The 16474-nt window shown below is 66.4% G+C and carries 12 protein-coding genes and 1 pseudogene; all 13 read right to left on the reverse strand.

The window, feature by feature from the left end:
• Positions 1 to 104 precede the first annotated feature (104 nt).
• The 13 genes and pseudogenes from B7Z66_01520 to B7Z66_01580 all read right to left on the reverse strand — a co-directional run bounded on the left by B7Z66_01520 (position 105) and on the right by B7Z66_01580 (position 16472).
• Positions 105 to 1244: a cell division protein FtsZ gene (locus tag B7Z66_01520; protein ID OYV78253.1), complete on the reverse strand. Its 1140-nt coding sequence runs from the start codon at positions 1242 to 1244 to the stop codon at positions 105 to 107.
• 133 nt (positions 1245 to 1377) lie between these two features.
• Positions 1378 to 2613 carry a cell division protein FtsA gene (locus B7Z66_01525; protein ID OYV78254.1) on the reverse strand — a complete coding sequence of 412 codons (1236 nt, stop codon included), beginning with the start codon at positions 2611 to 2613 and terminating at the stop codon, positions 1378 to 1380.
• Between the two features lie 7 nt (positions 2614 to 2620).
• Positions 2621 to 3451 (reverse strand): hypothetical protein, encoded by an 831-nt coding sequence (locus tag B7Z66_01530; GenBank protein ID OYV78255.1) that lies wholly within the window; start codon positions 3449 to 3451, stop codon positions 2621 to 2623.
• Complete coding sequence (locus B7Z66_01535; GenBank protein ID OYV78395.1) at positions 3439 to 4386, reverse strand: D-alanine--D-alanine ligase; 948 nt, start codon at positions 4384 to 4386, stop codon at positions 3439 to 3441. Before B7Z66_01535 ends, B7Z66_01530 begins: the two co-directional genes overlap by 13 nt.
• A 59-nt stretch (positions 4387 to 4445) precedes the next feature.
• On the reverse strand, positions 4446 to 5360 hold the full coding sequence (locus B7Z66_01540; protein OYV78396.1) for a UDP-N-acetylenolpyruvoylglucosamine reductase: 915 nt from the start codon (positions 5358 to 5360) through the stop codon (positions 4446 to 4448).
• Positions 5361 to 5383: 23 nt separating this feature from the next.
• Positions 5384 to 6835 (reverse strand): UDP-N-acetylmuramate--L-alanine ligase, encoded by a 1452-nt coding sequence (locus tag B7Z66_01545; protein ID OYV78256.1) that lies wholly within the window; start codon positions 6833 to 6835, stop codon positions 5384 to 5386.
• Between the two features lie 52 nt (positions 6836 to 6887).
• Entirely contained in the window at positions 6888 to 7994 is a 1107-nt protein-coding gene (locus tag B7Z66_01550) for an undecaprenyldiphospho-muramoylpentapeptide beta-N-acetylglucosaminyltransferase (protein OYV78257.1), read from the reverse strand.
• A complete protein-coding gene (locus tag B7Z66_01555; protein OYV78258.1) occupies positions 7991 to 9211 on the reverse strand; it encodes a putative lipid II flippase FtsW in 1221 nt (406 codons plus the stop codon). The genes B7Z66_01550 and B7Z66_01555 overlap by 4 nt, the downstream gene beginning before the upstream one ends.
• Complete coding sequence (locus tag B7Z66_01560; protein OYV78397.1) at positions 9208 to 10551, reverse strand: UDP-N-acetylmuramoyl-L-alanine--D-glutamate ligase; 1344 nt, start codon at positions 10549 to 10551, stop codon at positions 9208 to 9210. The genes B7Z66_01555 and B7Z66_01560 overlap by 4 nt, the downstream gene beginning before the upstream one ends.
• A gap of 167 nt (positions 10552 to 10718) precedes the next feature.
• Positions 10719 to 11801 carry a phospho-N-acetylmuramoyl-pentapeptide-transferase gene (locus B7Z66_01565; GenBank protein ID OYV78259.1) on the reverse strand — a complete coding sequence of 361 codons (1083 nt, stop codon included), beginning with the start codon at positions 11799 to 11801 and terminating at the stop codon, positions 10719 to 10721.
• A gap of 3 nt (positions 11802 to 11804) precedes the next feature.
• Positions 11805 to 13207: pseudogene (locus tag B7Z66_01570) on the reverse strand (UDP-N-acetylmuramoyl-tripeptide--D-alanyl-D-alanine ligase).
• A complete protein-coding gene (locus B7Z66_01575; protein OYV78398.1) occupies positions 13204 to 14775 on the reverse strand; it encodes a UDP-N-acetylmuramoyl-L-alanyl-D-glutamate--2,6-diaminopimelate ligase in 1572 nt (523 codons plus the stop codon). Before B7Z66_01575 ends, B7Z66_01570 begins: the two are co-directional and overlap by 4 nt.
• Positions 14772 to 16472, reverse strand: a complete 1701-nt coding sequence (locus B7Z66_01580) for a cell division protein (GenBank protein OYV78399.1) — start codon at positions 16470 to 16472, stop codon at positions 14772 to 14774. Before B7Z66_01580 ends, B7Z66_01575 begins: the two co-directional genes overlap by 4 nt.
• Positions 16473 to 16474 lie beyond the last annotated feature (2 nt).

A 16474-nucleotide genomic window follows, 5' to 3' on the forward strand; every position in this document is an offset into this window, starting at 1 on the left:
GGCGCCAGTTGACCCACATAGTCCGGCGGGCTTCCAACGCCGGGCGGGGAGCCACCCCACCCTGGGGAATGCAAAATTCATGCCGGCACTCCACAGGGCATTTTTCAGTCCGCCTGACGGCGCAGGAACGCCGGGATGTCCAGATAGTCCAGGTCCGATTCGCTGGGCAGGCGATGATCGTGCACCGCCTGCTTGCGAATCACCGTCGGCCGCTCCAATTGATCGTAGTCGATCTCGCCGTTTTTGTTGCGTTGGACCAGCTTGACTGGTGGTTCCTCGTGCCGTTCCCGAGCACCCAGCCCGGTAGCCACCACAGTGACCCGCAACTCATCGCGCATTTCGGGATCGATCACCGTGCCAACCACGACAGTAGCGTTCTCCGATGCGAATTCCTTAACCGTATTGCCCACTTCCTCGAACTCCCCGATGGCCATATCAGGCCCGGCGGTAATATTGACCAGGATGCCGCGCGCCCCGGCCAAGTTGACGTCCTCCAGCAACGGGCTGGCAATAGCGGCCTCCGCGGCCTCCCGGGCACGATCAGTACCGGTTGCCACCCCGGAGCCCATCATGGCCATACCCATCTCCGACATGACGGTGCGTACGTCTGCGAAATCGACGTTGATCAGCCCCGGCCGGGTAATCAGCTCCGCGATCCCCTGCACTGCGCCGCGCAAAACGTCGTTGGCCGCCTTGAAGGCGTCCAGCAGACTGATGGCCTTACCCAGCACGCTGAGCAGTTTCTCGTTGGGAATGGTGATCAGAGAGTCCACGTACTGGGACAGATCCTTGATGCCCGCCACCGCGATCTGCATACGCTTGGCGCCCTCGAAGGGGAATGGTTTGGTCACCACCGCCACCGTGAGGATGCCGAGTTCCTTGGCCACCTGGGCCACCACCGGCGCGCCCCCAGTCCCCGTGCCACCGCCCATGCCCGCAGTGATGAACAACATGTCGGCGCCTTCGATCACCTCGATGATCCGGTCGCGGTCCTCCATCGCCGCGTGGCGGCCTACGTCCGGGTTGGCTCCTGCACCCAGCCCCTTGGTAATAGTGCTGCCGAGCTGCAACACCGTGCGTGCCTGCGTATTCTTCAGCGCCTGTGCGTCCGTATTGGCACAGATAAAATCGACACCCTCGATGTTCTGGGCCAACATGTGCTGCACGGCGTTCCCGCCACCGCCGCCGACACCGATGACCTTGATCACTGCGTTCTGGCTGTACGCATCCATTAGCTCAAACATATCCTACCTCCTTCAGAATCACCGAAAACATCGCCCGACCGGGACGGCAAAACGCCCCGGGATCCGACCCATGACCACCCGTATTCGACATCCAGTATTTCCTCCATGCACCGTTCCGTGTGTCACTCCAAGCTCAGAAGTTTCCTTGAAACCAGCTCTTCATCCGATCCCATGCCCCGCGCAGCCCACGACCCACCGCCGACACCGGGGCGCGCGACCCGCGGTGCTGCTGCCCGAAGAGCAGCAACCCCACCCCAGTGGAATAGATCGGATTGCGCACCACGTCCGCCAGGCCCGCCACGTACTGCGGCGTCCCGAGGCGCACCGGCATATGGAAGATCTCCTCCGCGAGGTCGATCACTCCCTCCATCTTGGCGCTGCCCCCGGTCAGCACGAAACCGGCCGCGACCAGTTCCTCGAACCCGCTGCGACGCAACTCCGCCTGAATCAGGGTAAACAGTTCCTCGTAGCGCGGCTCCACCACCTCCGCGAGCGTTTGGCGCGCCAACCGCCGCGCCGGCCGGTCACCGACGCTGGGCACCTCGATGGTCTCGTCCGGCCCGGTCAGCTGGGTCAGCGCGCAGGCGTACTTGATCTTGATGTCCTCGGCGTGTTGCGTCGGAGTGCGCAACGCCACCGCGATGTCGTTGGTCACCTGGTCTCCGGCGATGGGGATCACCGCGGTGTGACGGATCGAACCCTCAGTGAACACCGCGATATCAGTAGTGCCGCCACCGATGTCCACCAGGCATACCCCAAGTTCCTTCTCGTCGTCGGTAAGCACCGACTGGCTGGAGGCGAGCTGCTCGAGGATCACGTCGTCCACCTCCAAGCCGCAACGGCGCACGCACTTGATGATGTTCTGGGCCGCACTGACCGCGCCGGTCACCATGTGCACCTTGGCCTCGAGGCGTACCCCGGACATACCCACCGGATCGCGTATCCCCTCCTGCCCGTCGATCACGAACTCCTGGGGCAGGATGTGCAGGATGCGCTGGTCGGCGGGGATCGCCACGGCGCGCGCCGCATCGATAACGCGATCCACATCGCTGGAACTGACCTCCTTGTCGCGGATCGCCACAATACCGTGGGAGTTGAGGCTGCGGATGTGACTGCCCGCGATCCCCGCGTAGACGGAGTGAATTTGGCATCCCGCCATGAGTTCCGCTTCTTCCACCGCCCGCTGGATGGAGTGGACCGTGGACTCGATGTTGACCACCACGCCCTTTTTGAGGCCGCGCGACGGATTGGAGCCGATTCCGATGATCTCGATACCCCCCTCAGGGGTTATTTCGCCGACGATCGCCACCACCTTCGACGTACCGATGTCGAGGCCGACGATCAGATTCTTTTCCGGCTTTTTTGCCATACTCGCGTCAGCTCCCCTGAGTCGTGGTAGCGGGGCGCCCGCCCGGGGCCTTCCACCGCACTGCAAATCCGTTGGTATAGCGCAAGTCCACGACACTCACCTGCTGCGCCCGTTTGGCCAATGCGATCGGATAGGCGCGAACGAAACGCCCCAAGCGCCGCATCGTGTTCTTTCGGCCGAGCCGCAGGACGATCCCGTCCGCCAAGTCGATCTGCCAGGCGCGCCGCGCGTCCAGTGTCACCCCAGCCACCTGCAGTCCCACTGTGGCGAGCAGGTTCGTCATGCGGTGATAGTGGTCCAATACCACCTCTCCACTGTCGGGAGGACCATCCAGCCGGGCCAACCCTGGCAACGCGGTGGGGACCCCCGGGAAGAACACGACGCCCTGGGGGGTAATTACACCGTCGTCGCCCCAGCGGGCAAACGGGGTCTGCTCCACCACGTGAATCACCAAGGTCGCGGGCCACACCCGCCACACCGTCGCCCTGCGTACCCACGGCACCGCATCCGCCGCGTTCTGGATCGCCTTCACGTTCACGGTGAAGAAGCTGCCCGACACTGCCCGCGCCAGCGCGGTCTTGAGGCGGTCGGGACTCAGATAATGAAAGGTGCCGGTGACCCGGACCTGACGCACCGGGAACACCAGCGGATTGCGCAACTGCTCCCAGCCCCAGGTCACCGCCGCCAGTACCAGTATCAGCACCAACGCCGCCGGCAGGGCCCGGAACACGCCACGCAACACACGGGTCGGCGCCGCGTCGCGGCGCCGACCGGAGACGCGTGGCGCCGGACGGCTGCGCGCCCCGCGCCTCAAGGGACCGGTGATTACACTCGCCATGTCGGCGTACCCCCGAGGGTGCCGGAGGAATCTGGAACCCCGGCCTGCCCAGCCGGCGCCAGCGTGGTCGCCAGGATATCCAGCACCAATTCATCGAACCCGATGCCGGCAGCGCGCGCCGCCATGGGCACCAGGCTGTGGTCAGTCATGCCCGGGACCGTGTTGACCTCGATGAACCTGGGCTCGGCGTCGATATCCACCAGAAAGTCGACCCGTCCCCAACCCGACGCGCCGAGGGCACGAAACGCGGCGCGGGCCTGGGCCGCATAGGCCTGCTCCCGCTCCGCGGACAAGCCGCAGGGGCAGTGATAACGGGTGGTGTCGGCATGGTACTTCGCCTCGTAGTCGTAGAACGCGCGCGGGGTCTCGAGCCGGATCAGGGGCAGCACCCGCTCACCGAGAATTGCCGCCGTGTATTCGGGGCCGGCGATCCAGCGCTCCGCCAGCGCGCAACGGTCGTAGCGCAACGCCTCCGCCAGCGCCGTTTCCAAGTCCTGGGCCCGTGTCACCTTGGTCATGCCCAGGCTGGAACCCTCCAGGGTCGGCTTGACCATGAGCGGCAGGCCCAAACGATCCACCACCGCTCCAAAGTCTGACGACTCCGGCCCGAGGACCTCGAATTCCGGTGTGGGAATCCCGGCGCCTATCCACACCTGCTTGCTGCGCAGCTTGTCCATGCTGAGGGCGGAGCCAAGCACGCCGCTGCCGGTGTAGGGCAAACCAAGGGCCTCCAGGGCACCCTGAACGACGCCGTCCTCCCCTCCGCGCCCATGCAGGGCGATGAACGCCCGGTCGTAGCCTGCATCCCGCAACCGCGCAACGGGCTCCTGCACTGGATCCACCCCGTGGGCGTCCACGCCCTGGCGCTGCAGAGCGGTCAGCACCGCCGCGCCGCTGAGCAGCGAGATATCCCGTTCCGCGGAACGCCCGCCCATCAGGACGGCGACCCGGCCGCAGTCACTAGCCACGCGGGAGCGATCCGGTGCGCGCGGGTTCACTGCCGGACCTCCGCCGAGATCCGCGTGGGCGTACCGGCCGCGGCGGGCTCCCCAACGATTCGGACCTCCGTCTGCAGACGCACCGCGTGGAGACGTTCCACGGTCTCGATCACTTGCTGAATCAGCGCCTCGATATCCGCCGCGCTGGCGCCCCCGGTATTGAGAATGAAGTTGGCGTGCTTGGCCGATACCGCGGCACCGCCGATACGCGCGCCCTTGAGGCCGGACTGCTCGATCAAACGCGCAGCGTAATCCCCGGGCGGGTTGCGGAACACCGAACCACAACTCGGCTGGCCGGTGGGCTGGTTCATACCGCGTTGCGCCAGCAATTCCTTGATGCGTTCACTCCCAGTGCGGGGATCCCCCGGCGCCAGCCGCAGGTGGCCGGCCACGAACCATTCTCCGGGTGGACCCTCCACACTGCGGTAGCCCACCCGGAAGTCCTGTGGACTACGCACCCGTAGCTCGCCGTGACGGTCCAGGGTCTCCACCGCCACCACCCGTTCCCAGGTCTCGCCCCCGAACGCCCCGGCGTTCATGGCCAGCGCACCCCCCAGGGTGCCGGGAATACCGGCCAGGTATTCCGCGCCCAACATCCCGTGACGGGCACAGAACCGCGCCACCTTCGCGCATGGCACCCCGGCGTCGGCGCGCACCACATTGTCTCCATCCCGCTCCAGGCGATTGAGCACCGTGGCCACCGCGATCACGGTTCCTGCGACGCCGCCGTCACGTACCAGCAGGTTGCTTCCCAATCCGAGCCACAACACCGGTTCCTGCGCCGGCAATTGTCGTAGGAAAGCCGCCAGATCGGCAATGTCCGCTGGCTGGTAAAAATAACGCGCCGGGCCACCCACCCTCCAGGATGTGTGGCGCGCCAGGGGTTCATTCCGGCGCAGCACACCGCGCAAGGCCGTCGGGGTTCCGATGGGTGTCACGGTGCGCACCCCATTCCGGGCGCCGCGTCGCTGGCCCCAGGCTGCAGCGCCTCGGGGATACGCGCGGCCAGCGCGCCGATGTCCCCGGCGCCCAGGGTAAGCAGCACGTCCCCGTCCGTTAGCACACCATCCAGCACTTGTGGCAGCTCGCCGACCCGCTCCACGAACACCGGATCCACTTGGCCGCGGGCACGGATCGCGCGACACAGGGTACGACCATCCGCGCCGGGGATCGGCACCTCGCCGGCCGCGTAGACCTCCGCGAGCAACAGCACGTCGACGCCGGACAGGACCCGTGCGAAGTCCTCGAACAGGTCGCGGGTACGGGTATAGCGATGGGGCTGGAACGCCACCACCAAGCGGCGCTGCGGCCAACTGTCCCGAATCGCTTGCAGGGTGGCCTCGATCTCCCGGGGATGATGGCCATAGTCATCCACGAACAGAACTCGTCCACGCGGAGTGTCCAGCTCACCGTAGACCTGAAAGCGACGCCCGATCCCTTGGAAGCCCTGCAATCCCCGCAGCAGGTGGGCATCATCGATCCCCAGCTCATGGGCCACGGCAATGGCCGCGAGGGCGTTCTGCACGTTGTGCCGGCCCGGCAAGTTCAGGGTGACGTTGAGCCACTCGCGCACACCGTTGCGTTGCACGGCGAAATGGGTCCGCGTGCCCTCCTGACGGAAGCCCACCGCGCGTACATAGGCGTCTTGCGCAAAGCCGTAGGTCATCACCGGGCGCCCGATCTCCGGAAGCAGATCCCGTACCACGGGGTCGTCCAGGCACAGCACCGCCAAGCCATAGAACGGTAGATGGTGCAGGAACTCCAGGAACGCATGCCGCAGGGCCTGAAAATCTCCACCGTAGGTGCCCATGTGGTCGGCGTCGATGTTGGTCACCACCGCCATCATGGGCTGCAGGTACAGGAACGAGGCGTCGCTCTCGTCCGCCTCGGCAACCAGATAACGCCCAGTGCCCAAGCGCGCGTTGCTTCCGGAACTGTTCAAGCGGCCACCGATCACAAACGTGGGATCCAGACCGGCCTCCGCCAGGATGGTGGCCACGAGGCTGGTGGTGGTGGTCTTGCCATGGGTTCCGGCCACCGCGATGCCGTAGCGGAAACGCATCAGCTCCGCCAGCATCTCCGCACGCGGCACCACTGGGATGCGGCGCGCCCGTGCCGCCATCACCTCGGGGTTTTCGGAACCCACCGCGGTGGAAACCACCACCACGTCGCAGCCCTCGATGTGAGCGGCGTCGTGACCGAACACCACGCGCGCGCCGAGCCCGGTAAGGCGCCGGGTGACCGCGTTCTCTCGCAGATCCGATCCGGTCACCTGGTACCCAAGGTTGATCAACACCTCGGCGATGCCGCCCATGCCGGCGCCCCCGATCCCCACCAGGTGGATGCACTGGATGCGGCCCATGCCGGTGTCGCTTTCAATGCTCATCAGTGAAACCCGCCGGTTCTGCCTCATGGCGCACGGTCCATCGGGCCCGCGCTCACAGACCCGCTGCCTCGCGGCATAGAGTCGCCACCTGCCGCGCCGCCTGCGGGCGTCCCGCCCCGCGCGCCGCGCACGCCATCTCCATCAGCCGCCGGCGCGCAGGATGGAACTCGCGCAGGCAGGCTGCCAGCCACGCCTCGTCGAAGTCCCGTTGCGCAACAAGCAGCGCCGCATCGCGCTCCACCAAGTAACGCGCGTTCCGGGTCTGGTGATCGTCCACGGCGTGCGGGTAGGGCACCAGGATCGCCGCCAATCCCACCACCGCAAGCTCCGACACGGTCATGGCACCCGCCCGGCACAGCACCAGATCGGCCCAACCGTAGGCCTGGGCCATGTCCTCGATGAAGGCCTCCACCCGCGCCCCTTCAATGCCCGCCGCACGGTACTGGGACAGGGCCACCGAGAGGGTGCGCTCCCCGGCCTGATGCCAAACCTGCGGGCACTGCTCCGCAGACAGGCGCCGCAGTGCGCCCGGCACCGTCTCGTTGAATACCCGGGCACCCAGACTGCCGCCCAACACCAGCAACCGCAACGGCCCGTCACGCCCGGCGAGCCGCGCTTCCGGCGGCGGCACCGCGGCGATCGCCGCGCGCACCGGATTGCCCGTCAGCACCGCCTGGTAACAGGATTCGAAACTGCCCGGGAAGGATTCCAATACCCGGGTCGCAAAGCGCGCGAGCCAACGGTTGGTAAGACCCGGCAGCGCGTTCTGCTCGTGGATCAGCAACGGGCGGCGCAGGAACCACGCCACCACTCCGCCCGGCCCGGCGCTGTAGCCGCCCATCCCCAGCACCGCGCACGGACGCACCCGCAGCATCACCCATAGCGCCTGCACCAGCGCCAGCGCCAACATCAACGGTGCCAGCACCCGGTCCAGCACGCCCTTGCCACGCAAACCGGCCACCCGGATCCATACAATCGGAATCCCCGCTGCCGGAACCACCCGTGCCTCCAGGCCGCGCCGGGTCCCGAGCCACAGCACCTCGACCCCGTCGGCCAGCAGCTGCTCGGCCACCGCCAGGGCGGGAAAGACGTGCCCGCCGGTACCGCCCGCCATGATCAGGACCGGGCCGGCGTTGCGCCTCGACTGGGACACAGTCATCGGCCGCCCCCCGGCGCCTGCGCACGGGTAGGGACCCGCGCCGCTCCCGACTCGGCACGGCGCGCCTCCCGGTCTACCCGCAGCAGCAAACCGATCGCCACGCATGCGATCAGCAGGCTGCTGCCACCGTAGCTCATCAGGGGCAGGGTCAGTCCCTTGGTAGGGAGTACGCCCATGTTCACGCCGATGTTCAGAAACGCCTGGATTCCAAGCCACATGCCGATCCCGTAGGCCAGATAGGCGCCGAAGGGGCGTCCGGCGCGCTCGGCACGGAGTCCGACGCGAAACGCGCGCCACACCACGCAGCTGAACAGACCCACCACCACCACCACACCGAGCAGGCCGAGTTCCTCGGCAAGGATAGAGAACAGAAAATCGGTGTGGGCCTCTGGCAGATAGAACAGTTTCTGGACACTGTTGCCCAGGCCGACGCCGAACCACTGGCCGCGGCCGATCGCGATCAATGCCTGGGTCAACTGGAATCCGGAACTGAAGGGATCCGCCCACGGATTGAGGAACGAGGTAAGGCGCTCCAGGCGATAAGGGCTCAATACCGCCAGTAGGCCGAGGCCCACCGATACCGTCAGGAACAGCGCACCGAACTGCCAGAGCTGTACCCCCGCCAGAAACAGCATGCCTAGCGCCGTAGCCATGATCACCCCGGTGGTGCCGAAGTCCGGCTCCAGCAGCAGAAACACGCCAGCGAGAGCCAGCAGCAGCATCGGGGTGAGGAAACCCCTCGCCGTCGTACGCACCGCATCCGCTTGGCGCACAATGTAACCGGCCAGATAGATGACCGCCGTGAGCTTCGCTAGTTCCGATACCTGAAACTGGAACGGACCCAACGCCAGCCAACGCACGCTGCCGTTGACGTGTTTCCCAATCCCGGGCACGAGCACGACCGCCAACAGGACCAGGGTGATAAAGAACAGGGCACGCCCGCCGGCTTCCCAGGCCGCGAGCGGAATCCGCAGCAGCAACAGCACCGCGCCGAAACCCAGCGCCAGATAAACACCGTCCCGCAGCACATAATGGAAGGGGGTACCGAACTGCCGGTCGGCCAGCCCCATGGATGTGGACGCCACCATCACCAGACCCAAGGACGCCAACGCGACCACCGACACGATCAAGGGTCGATCCAACTGCAGAGGCATGACGGTCTGCCGCCGACCATCCGGTCGCACCGTCCCGAACGGCCATAGCTCCACCGCGCTCATTCCAGGAACCTCCGGACCACTGTCGTGAAACGCTCACCGCGGTCCTCATAGTTCCGAAACATGTCGAAACTGGCGCACGCCGGTGACAGCAATACCACATCGCCGGCGCGCGCCTGAGCGGCGGCCGTGCGTACCGCCTCATCCAGGTCACGGGCCGCGAACACCGGCACACTGTCCGCCAAGGCCGCTTCGATGCGCGGCGCGTCACGCCCGATCAATACCACCGCGCGCGCGCGCGCCGCCACCACCGCGCGCAGCGGGGTAAAATCCGCCCCTTTCCCGTCACCCCCGGCTATCAGCACCACCGGTGCGTCGAAACCGTTGAGCGCCGCCATCGTGGCGCCCACGTTGGTCCCCTTCGAATCGTTGTACCAAGTCACGCCGGCGCGCTCGGCCACCCATTGAGTGCGATGCGGGAGCCCGTTGAACCCGGCCAACGCCGCGCGCATCGCCTCTCTGGAAAGCCCAAGGGCATCGCCCATAGCGATGGCCGCCAAGGCATTCGCCAAATTGTGACGCCCGGCGATGCGCAGCTCCGCCGCCGGCAACAGACGCTCGGTCCCACACGCCATCCAGACCTCCGACCCGTCCTGCACCAAACCGAACTCGCCGGTACCGGGCGCTTGCAGGGTGTAGCGGCGTGCGGCCCTGCGCGGGTCATGCATCGCCACCACCTGCGGATCATCAGCGTTCACGATTTGCATGGATGCCCGCCGGTAGATGCGGGCCTTGGCCGCCGCATATTCCGCGACGTTCTGATAGCGGTCCATATGATCGGGACTCAGGTTCAGCACCGCCGCGACGGCGGGACTCAGGCTCGCGGTGGTCTCCAACTGGAAACTGGAGAGCTCCAGCACGTAGAGATCCGGCTCACCATCACTCAACAGGTCCAGGGCGGGCGTACCCAAATTACCTCCCACCCGGACATCGCGCCCCGCCGCACGCGCCATCTCGCCAAGCAGGGTAGTGACCGTGCTTTTACCGTTGGAACCCGTGATTGCCGCAACCGGCGCGCGCGCGTATCGGGCGAACAACTCCACGTCACCGATCACCGGCGTCCCCCGCCCAATCGCCGCCGCGATGACTGGAGTGCGCAGGGAGACCCCGGGACTCACCACGATCTCGTGGGCGCTACGTAGTGCCTGCTCGTCGAGCCCGCCCAGGAACACAGCCACGTCCGGCAACGTCTCGCGCAAGTCATCCAGGCCTGGAGGATGCACCCGCGTATCCGTCACCGCGATCTCCGCGCCATGGGCGGCGAGAAAGCGCGCGCAGGACAGGCCCGTCGCCCCGAGGCCGACGATGAGCACACGACGTCCCGCGTCTTGGATCGTGGTCATGTACGCGCTGGCGACGGCCATCGGTCAGCCGCGCCCGCCGAGCACGGCCAGACCCGGAGCGCGGTCCCACCGGTACCAGGGGCATGTGCTGCCTGCCATCGTCCATCCACCTCCAACCAATGTGTCATTGACCCCGGCTGCCCGCAGCCGGCACCCACGCGTGCTGCTCACCGGATCTTCAGGGTTGCCAAACCAATCAACACCAGGATCACGGTAATGATCCAGAACCGCACGATGACCCGCGGTTCGGGCCAGCCCTTCAATTCGAAATGGTGATGCAACGGCGCCATGCGGAACACTCGTCGGCCGGTAAGCTTGTAGGAAGCCACCTGGATGATCACCGAGGCGGTCTCCACCACAAATACCCCGCCCATCACCAACAGCACGAGCTCCTGGCGAACGAGTACCGCCAGCAGGCCCAGGGCGGCGCCCAGCGCAAGGGCGCCGATATCGCCCATGAACACCTGCGCCGGATAGGCGTTGAACCACAGGAAGCCGAGCCCCGCGCCTACCAGCGCACCGCACACAACCACCAGCTCCCCGATCCCCGGGATGTAGGGGATTCCCAGGTAACCCGAAAACTTCACATGACCGGTCACGTAAGCGAAGATGCCCAGGGCCCCCGCCACCATCACCGCGGGCAGGATCGCCAACCCGTCGAGCCCGTCGGTAAGATTCACCGCGTTGCTGGCACCCACGATCACCAAATAGGCCAACGGGATATAGAAGAGTCCGAGCGGCACCGAGACGTGTTTGAAGAATGGGACGAGAAGATTAGTCTCCGCGGGCGTAGTCGCCCCGTAGTAGAGAAAGCTCGCTGTGCCCAGCCCCACCAGCGACTGCCAGAACAGCTTCTTGCCCGCCGACAGTCCGCGCGGATCCCGGAGGATCAGCTTGCGGTAGTCGTCCACCCACCCAATGGCGCCGAACAGCAGCGTCACGACCAACACCACCCACACATAGCGGTTGTCCAGATCGGCCCACAGCAGTGTCGACACGGCGACCGCTACCAGAATCAGGGCACCCCCCATGGTGGGGGTGCCCGCCTTAATCAGATGGGTGGCGGGACCATCGTTGCGCACCGTCTGACCGATCTGATAGAAACTCAAGCGGCGGATGACATATGGTCCGATCAGAAACGAGATTGCGAGCGCGGTCAGCACTCCGAGGATGGCGCGCAAGGTCAGATAGCGGAATACATTGAACCCGCTGTAGAAATCCGTCAGGCGTTCGGCCAAGGCGTAGAGCATGTCTTACGTCCGTCCCGGAGCGAGGTATCGGTCGGCGGCGTGGCTCACCGGCCCGCCTCCACTTGAAGCGCCTGCACCACCCGTTCCATACCCATGAACCGGGAACCCTTGATCAGTACCGTGACCTCCGGGCGCAGCGCGGCGCGCACCGCGGTCACCAGTGCATCCCGGTCCGGGAAGTGCCGGGCGCCGGGACCGAAGGCCTGTACCGCGTCCCGGCTCAGCGCCCCTACCGCGAATAGGCGCTCCACTCCCACCTCCCGCGCGACGCGCCCCGCGTCGGCATGCAGGCCGGGAGCCTCGGCACCCAACTCACCCATGTCCCCAAGCACCAGCCAATGGACCCCGGGAAACGTCGTCAAGGTCTCCAGCGCGGCGCGCAGGGACCCGGGATTCGCGTTATAGGTGTCGTCGATCAGACGCGCGCCCGCCACGCCGGTCTGGGTCTGGAGGCGACCAGCTACCCCGCGCGCCGACTCGAGCCCGCGGCGTATGGCCGCAAGATCCACGCCCGCGGCCAGCGCGGCGGCCGCGGCAGCCGCCGCGTTGAGCACGTTGTGGCGGCCAGGCAACGGCAGGTGGATATCCACGCTGCCCGCCGGCGTTTCCAGAGCAAAGCGGGTGGTGGCGTCGGCCTGCGCCACGCAGCGCACGGCGCGCACCGCCGCGGGATGTTCCGCGCCGAAGCTCGACACCCGGCACCCGGCCGCTTCCGCCAGGGAACGCCACAGGCCCGCGTGAACATCATCGGCGTTGATCACCGCCACGCCACCCGCTCGCAGCCCCTGAAAGATTTCGCCCTTTGCCCGCGCCACCCCTTCCACGCTGCCAAAACCCTCCAGATGGGCTGGTCCCGCATTGGTGATTAGCGCAACCGTAGGTACCGCGATACGGCTCAGACCGGCGATTTCACCCGGGTGGTTGGCGCCCATCTCGATCACCGCATAACGATGGGCGGGGCCGATCCGCAACAGTGTCAGGGGAACCCCAAGATCGTTGTTGAGGTTGCCGCGGGTGGCCAGGACTTCACCCTGGACCCCGAGAATCGCCGCCACCAGTTCCTTCACGGTGGTCTTTCCGTTGCTGCCGGTAATCGCCACCACCGGGATCGCGAGGTTGGCACGTCGATGGGCCGCCAGCGCCCCGAGTGCCGCGCGCGTGTCCCGAACCACCAACTGCGGGCAGCGGACCTGCACGGCACGGCTGACCATCGCGCCCGCTGCGCCGCGCCCCTCGGCCTCGGCAACGAAGTCGTGCCCATCGAACCGTGGTCCACGCACCGCGACAAACAGGGCGCCCGCCTCCAGCGTGCGGGTATCGATACTGACGCTGCGGAACACGGCGTCTGCGCCCAAATGGCGGGCGTGGAGCAGACGCGCCGCGGCCGCTAGTCCCTGGCCGTTCATGGGTGTCGCTCCGCCAGACAACGCAGAACCTCGTTGCGGTCGCTGAAGGGGATCGCCTGATCACCCAGCAGCTGCATCGTCTCGTGGCCCTTGCCGGCCACCAGGACCACATCGCTCGACCGCGCGCAACGCACCGCAAGTGCGATGGCATCGGCGCGGTCGCGGCATACATAGGGACGGTCCGGATCCTGCATGCCTTGCTGAATATTGATCACGATGTCGGTAGGCGATTCATTCCGCGGGTTGTCGTTGGTGATCACCAAGCGGTCGGCAAGGCCCTCGGCGACCGCACCCATCAACGGCCGCTTGCCCGGGTCGCGCTCCCCGCCGCAACCGAACACACACCACAGTTCGCCCTCACAGTGGGCGCGCAGGGAGACCAAGGCCTGCTCCAGCGCATCGGGGGTATGGGCATAGTCCACCACCACCAGCGGCTGCCCCGGTCCGGCGCCGAACGCCTCCATGCGCCCAGGTACGGTATTCAGCGCGCGCACGCGCGCCAGTGCGGCGTCCAGGGGCACCTCCATAGACACCAGCACCGCCAGCGTCGCCAGGACGTTCTCGGCGTTGAAACGTCCCAGCAGCGCGGCGTCAATCCGGCCGGAACCCGACGGCGTTTCCACACGCAGCGAAATTCCGGCGCGGTGCAGTTGCAGATCGGATCCGATGACCAACGGAATATGGGTTGGGAGCAGGTGCCGCGCACCGGGCTCCGGCGCCCCGGCATCGAGATAGTAGCCCGTGGCCTGGACCTCAGGGGAAAGACTGTCCAGGATCTCCTGTCCGAAGGCATCGCGCAGGTTCAAGACTGCGCGGCGCAGGCCGGCAGCCTCGAAGAGCAGGCGCTTGGCCCTGCCGTAGGTGCGCATGTCACCGTGGTAGTCCAGGTGATCTCGGGTCAGATTCGTGAACAAGGCGGTGTCGAAACGCACTCCCGCTACCCGTCCCTGATGCAGGCCATGGGAGGAAACCTCCATGGCCACCGCACCCGCGCCGCGCGCGCGCATTTCCGCGAGCAGGCGATGTACCGTGACAGCGTCAGGGGTCGTGTGCGCGACGGGCTCCAGATGTCCCATGGCTCCGACACCCAGCGTACCAATGACCTCGCAGCGACCGCCAAGTCCATTCAGGGACTGGGCCAGAAAATGGCTGCAGGAGGTCTTTCCGTTAGTGCCGGTAATTCCGACGACGGTCAGATCCCGGGACGGATGGGCGAAAAACCGGTCGGCAATCGCACCCAGGTGCCGAGAGAGCGCCGGCACCGCTACCAGCGGTACGCGTCTCGGGCCGCTGGGTACCGCGTAACGCTCGCGCAGTACGCGGACTTCGTGGGCGTCACGTACCTCGTAGACCACCGCGACCGATCCTGCCGCGATGGCCTGCTTCAGGAACGCGAGGCCGTGACTGCGCCGTCCGGCGCAGGCGAAGAACACGTCACCAGCACGCACCCCACGGCTGTCCACCGCCAGCCCACGGACCTCGCAATCGTCGCGGTCCGACACCTGCACCAAGCCATCCAGCAGATCCCGCAGGTGCAGATGCACGGCGTGGGGGCGCGCGGCCATCATGCTGCGTCCCCCCATTGCACCAGCTGTTGATTCGCCGGCACCGCGTCCGGAGAGATATCCAGGAAGCGCAGGGCCCCGGCCATTACGCGGGCGAATACCGGTGCCGCCACCTCGCCACCGTAATATTCACCGCGCGGATCGTCGATCACCACCACCATTACCAGACGCGGGTCGCTGGCGGGTGCCATACCGGCGAAGATCGCATTGTAACGGTGCTTGGCATAGCCACCTGGGATCGGCCGGTGTACCGTGCCCGTCTTGCCGGCGATCAGATAACCGGGGACCCGGGCACGAAACCCGGTGCCCTCCTTGGTCACAACCCGCTCCATCATGGCGCGCACCTGGGCGGCGATGGACGCGGGGATCACCCGCGTCCCCGCAGGTGGTGTGTTGGCCTTCAGAAATCGTGGTGGGTGCATCACCCCGCCATCGGCCAGGGTCGCGTAGGCCTGGGCCAACTGCAGCGCGGTCACCGAGATCCCGTAGCCGAACGACAGGCTGGCCTGGTCCACCGGATGCCACTTGGTGTAGTAGCGCAACCGGCCCATGGCCTCGCCAGGAAAGCCGCTGCTCGTAATCTGCCCGAACCCGAACTTGTGGAATTCGGTCCAGAGCAGCTGCGCCGGCAGGGACAGGGCGATTTTGCTCGCCCCGACATTGCTGGATTTCTCGATGACCGTGCTCACGTCGATCACGCCAAAGTCACTTACGTCCCGTATCGTGTCGTTGTCTACCTGAAACCACCCGGGACGGGTATCGATGATGGTGTCGGGGCGATACCGTCCGCTCAGCAGGGCGGTGGCAATGGTGAACGGCTTGATCGCGGACCCGGGCTCGAACACGTCGGTTACGGCGCGGTTGCGGTACCGGCTGCCGTACAGCTGGGCGCGGTTGTTGGGGTTGTAAGAGGGTTGATTCACCATCGCCAGCACCTCGCCGGTGCGGGCATCGAGCATCACCAGGGAACCAGCACGGGCGTGGTGTTGTTGCACCGCCGCCTGCAACTCCCGGTACGCGAGATACTGGATCCGTCGGTCCAGACTGAGGATCAGGTTCTTGCCGGGTCGCGGAGCGCGCAACAGCTCCACCTCCTGGACAATATGACCGAACCGGTCCTCCAGGACCTGCTCGCTCCCCGGGACACCATGCAGCCAGTTATTGTACGCCAGCTCCAGCCCGTCCTGCCCCACGTCATCGATGTTCGTAAAGCCAAGGACGTGGGCAGTCACCGCTCCGGCCGGGTAATAGCGCTGGTACTCGCGGCGCAGGAACACCCCCGGCACGTCCATCGCGGTAACCTGACGCCCCAACTCAGGGGGAATATGTCGCTTGATATACAGAAACTTACGCTCCTTATTGGCCTGTATTTTACGCACCAACCCCGCCCCCGGGAGGTCTAGCAGCCGCGCCAGCCGGCGTGCCGCCCCAAGGTCGGTGACCAGCTCCCCGGGGTTAGCGCACACCGAATCCACCGGCGTGCTGATGGCTAGCGGTTCGCCGTTGCGGTCGCTGATCATCCCGCGGTGGGCCGGGATCGGTATCACATGGAGGAAACGCATGTCCCCCTGGTGCTGGAGAAAACCGGTATCCAGCACCTGCAACTGCACCGCCCTGCCCACCAGCAGGGCCCCCGCGAGGCCGAACAGCCCCAGCACCAGGGCACGCCGAACGGGATAGGCGATATCGGATGCTGCCACCG

Source organism: Chromatiales bacterium 21-64-14 (assembly GCA_002255365.1).
GTDB lineage: Bacteria > Pseudomonadota > Gammaproteobacteria > 21-64-14 > 21-64-14 > 21-64-14.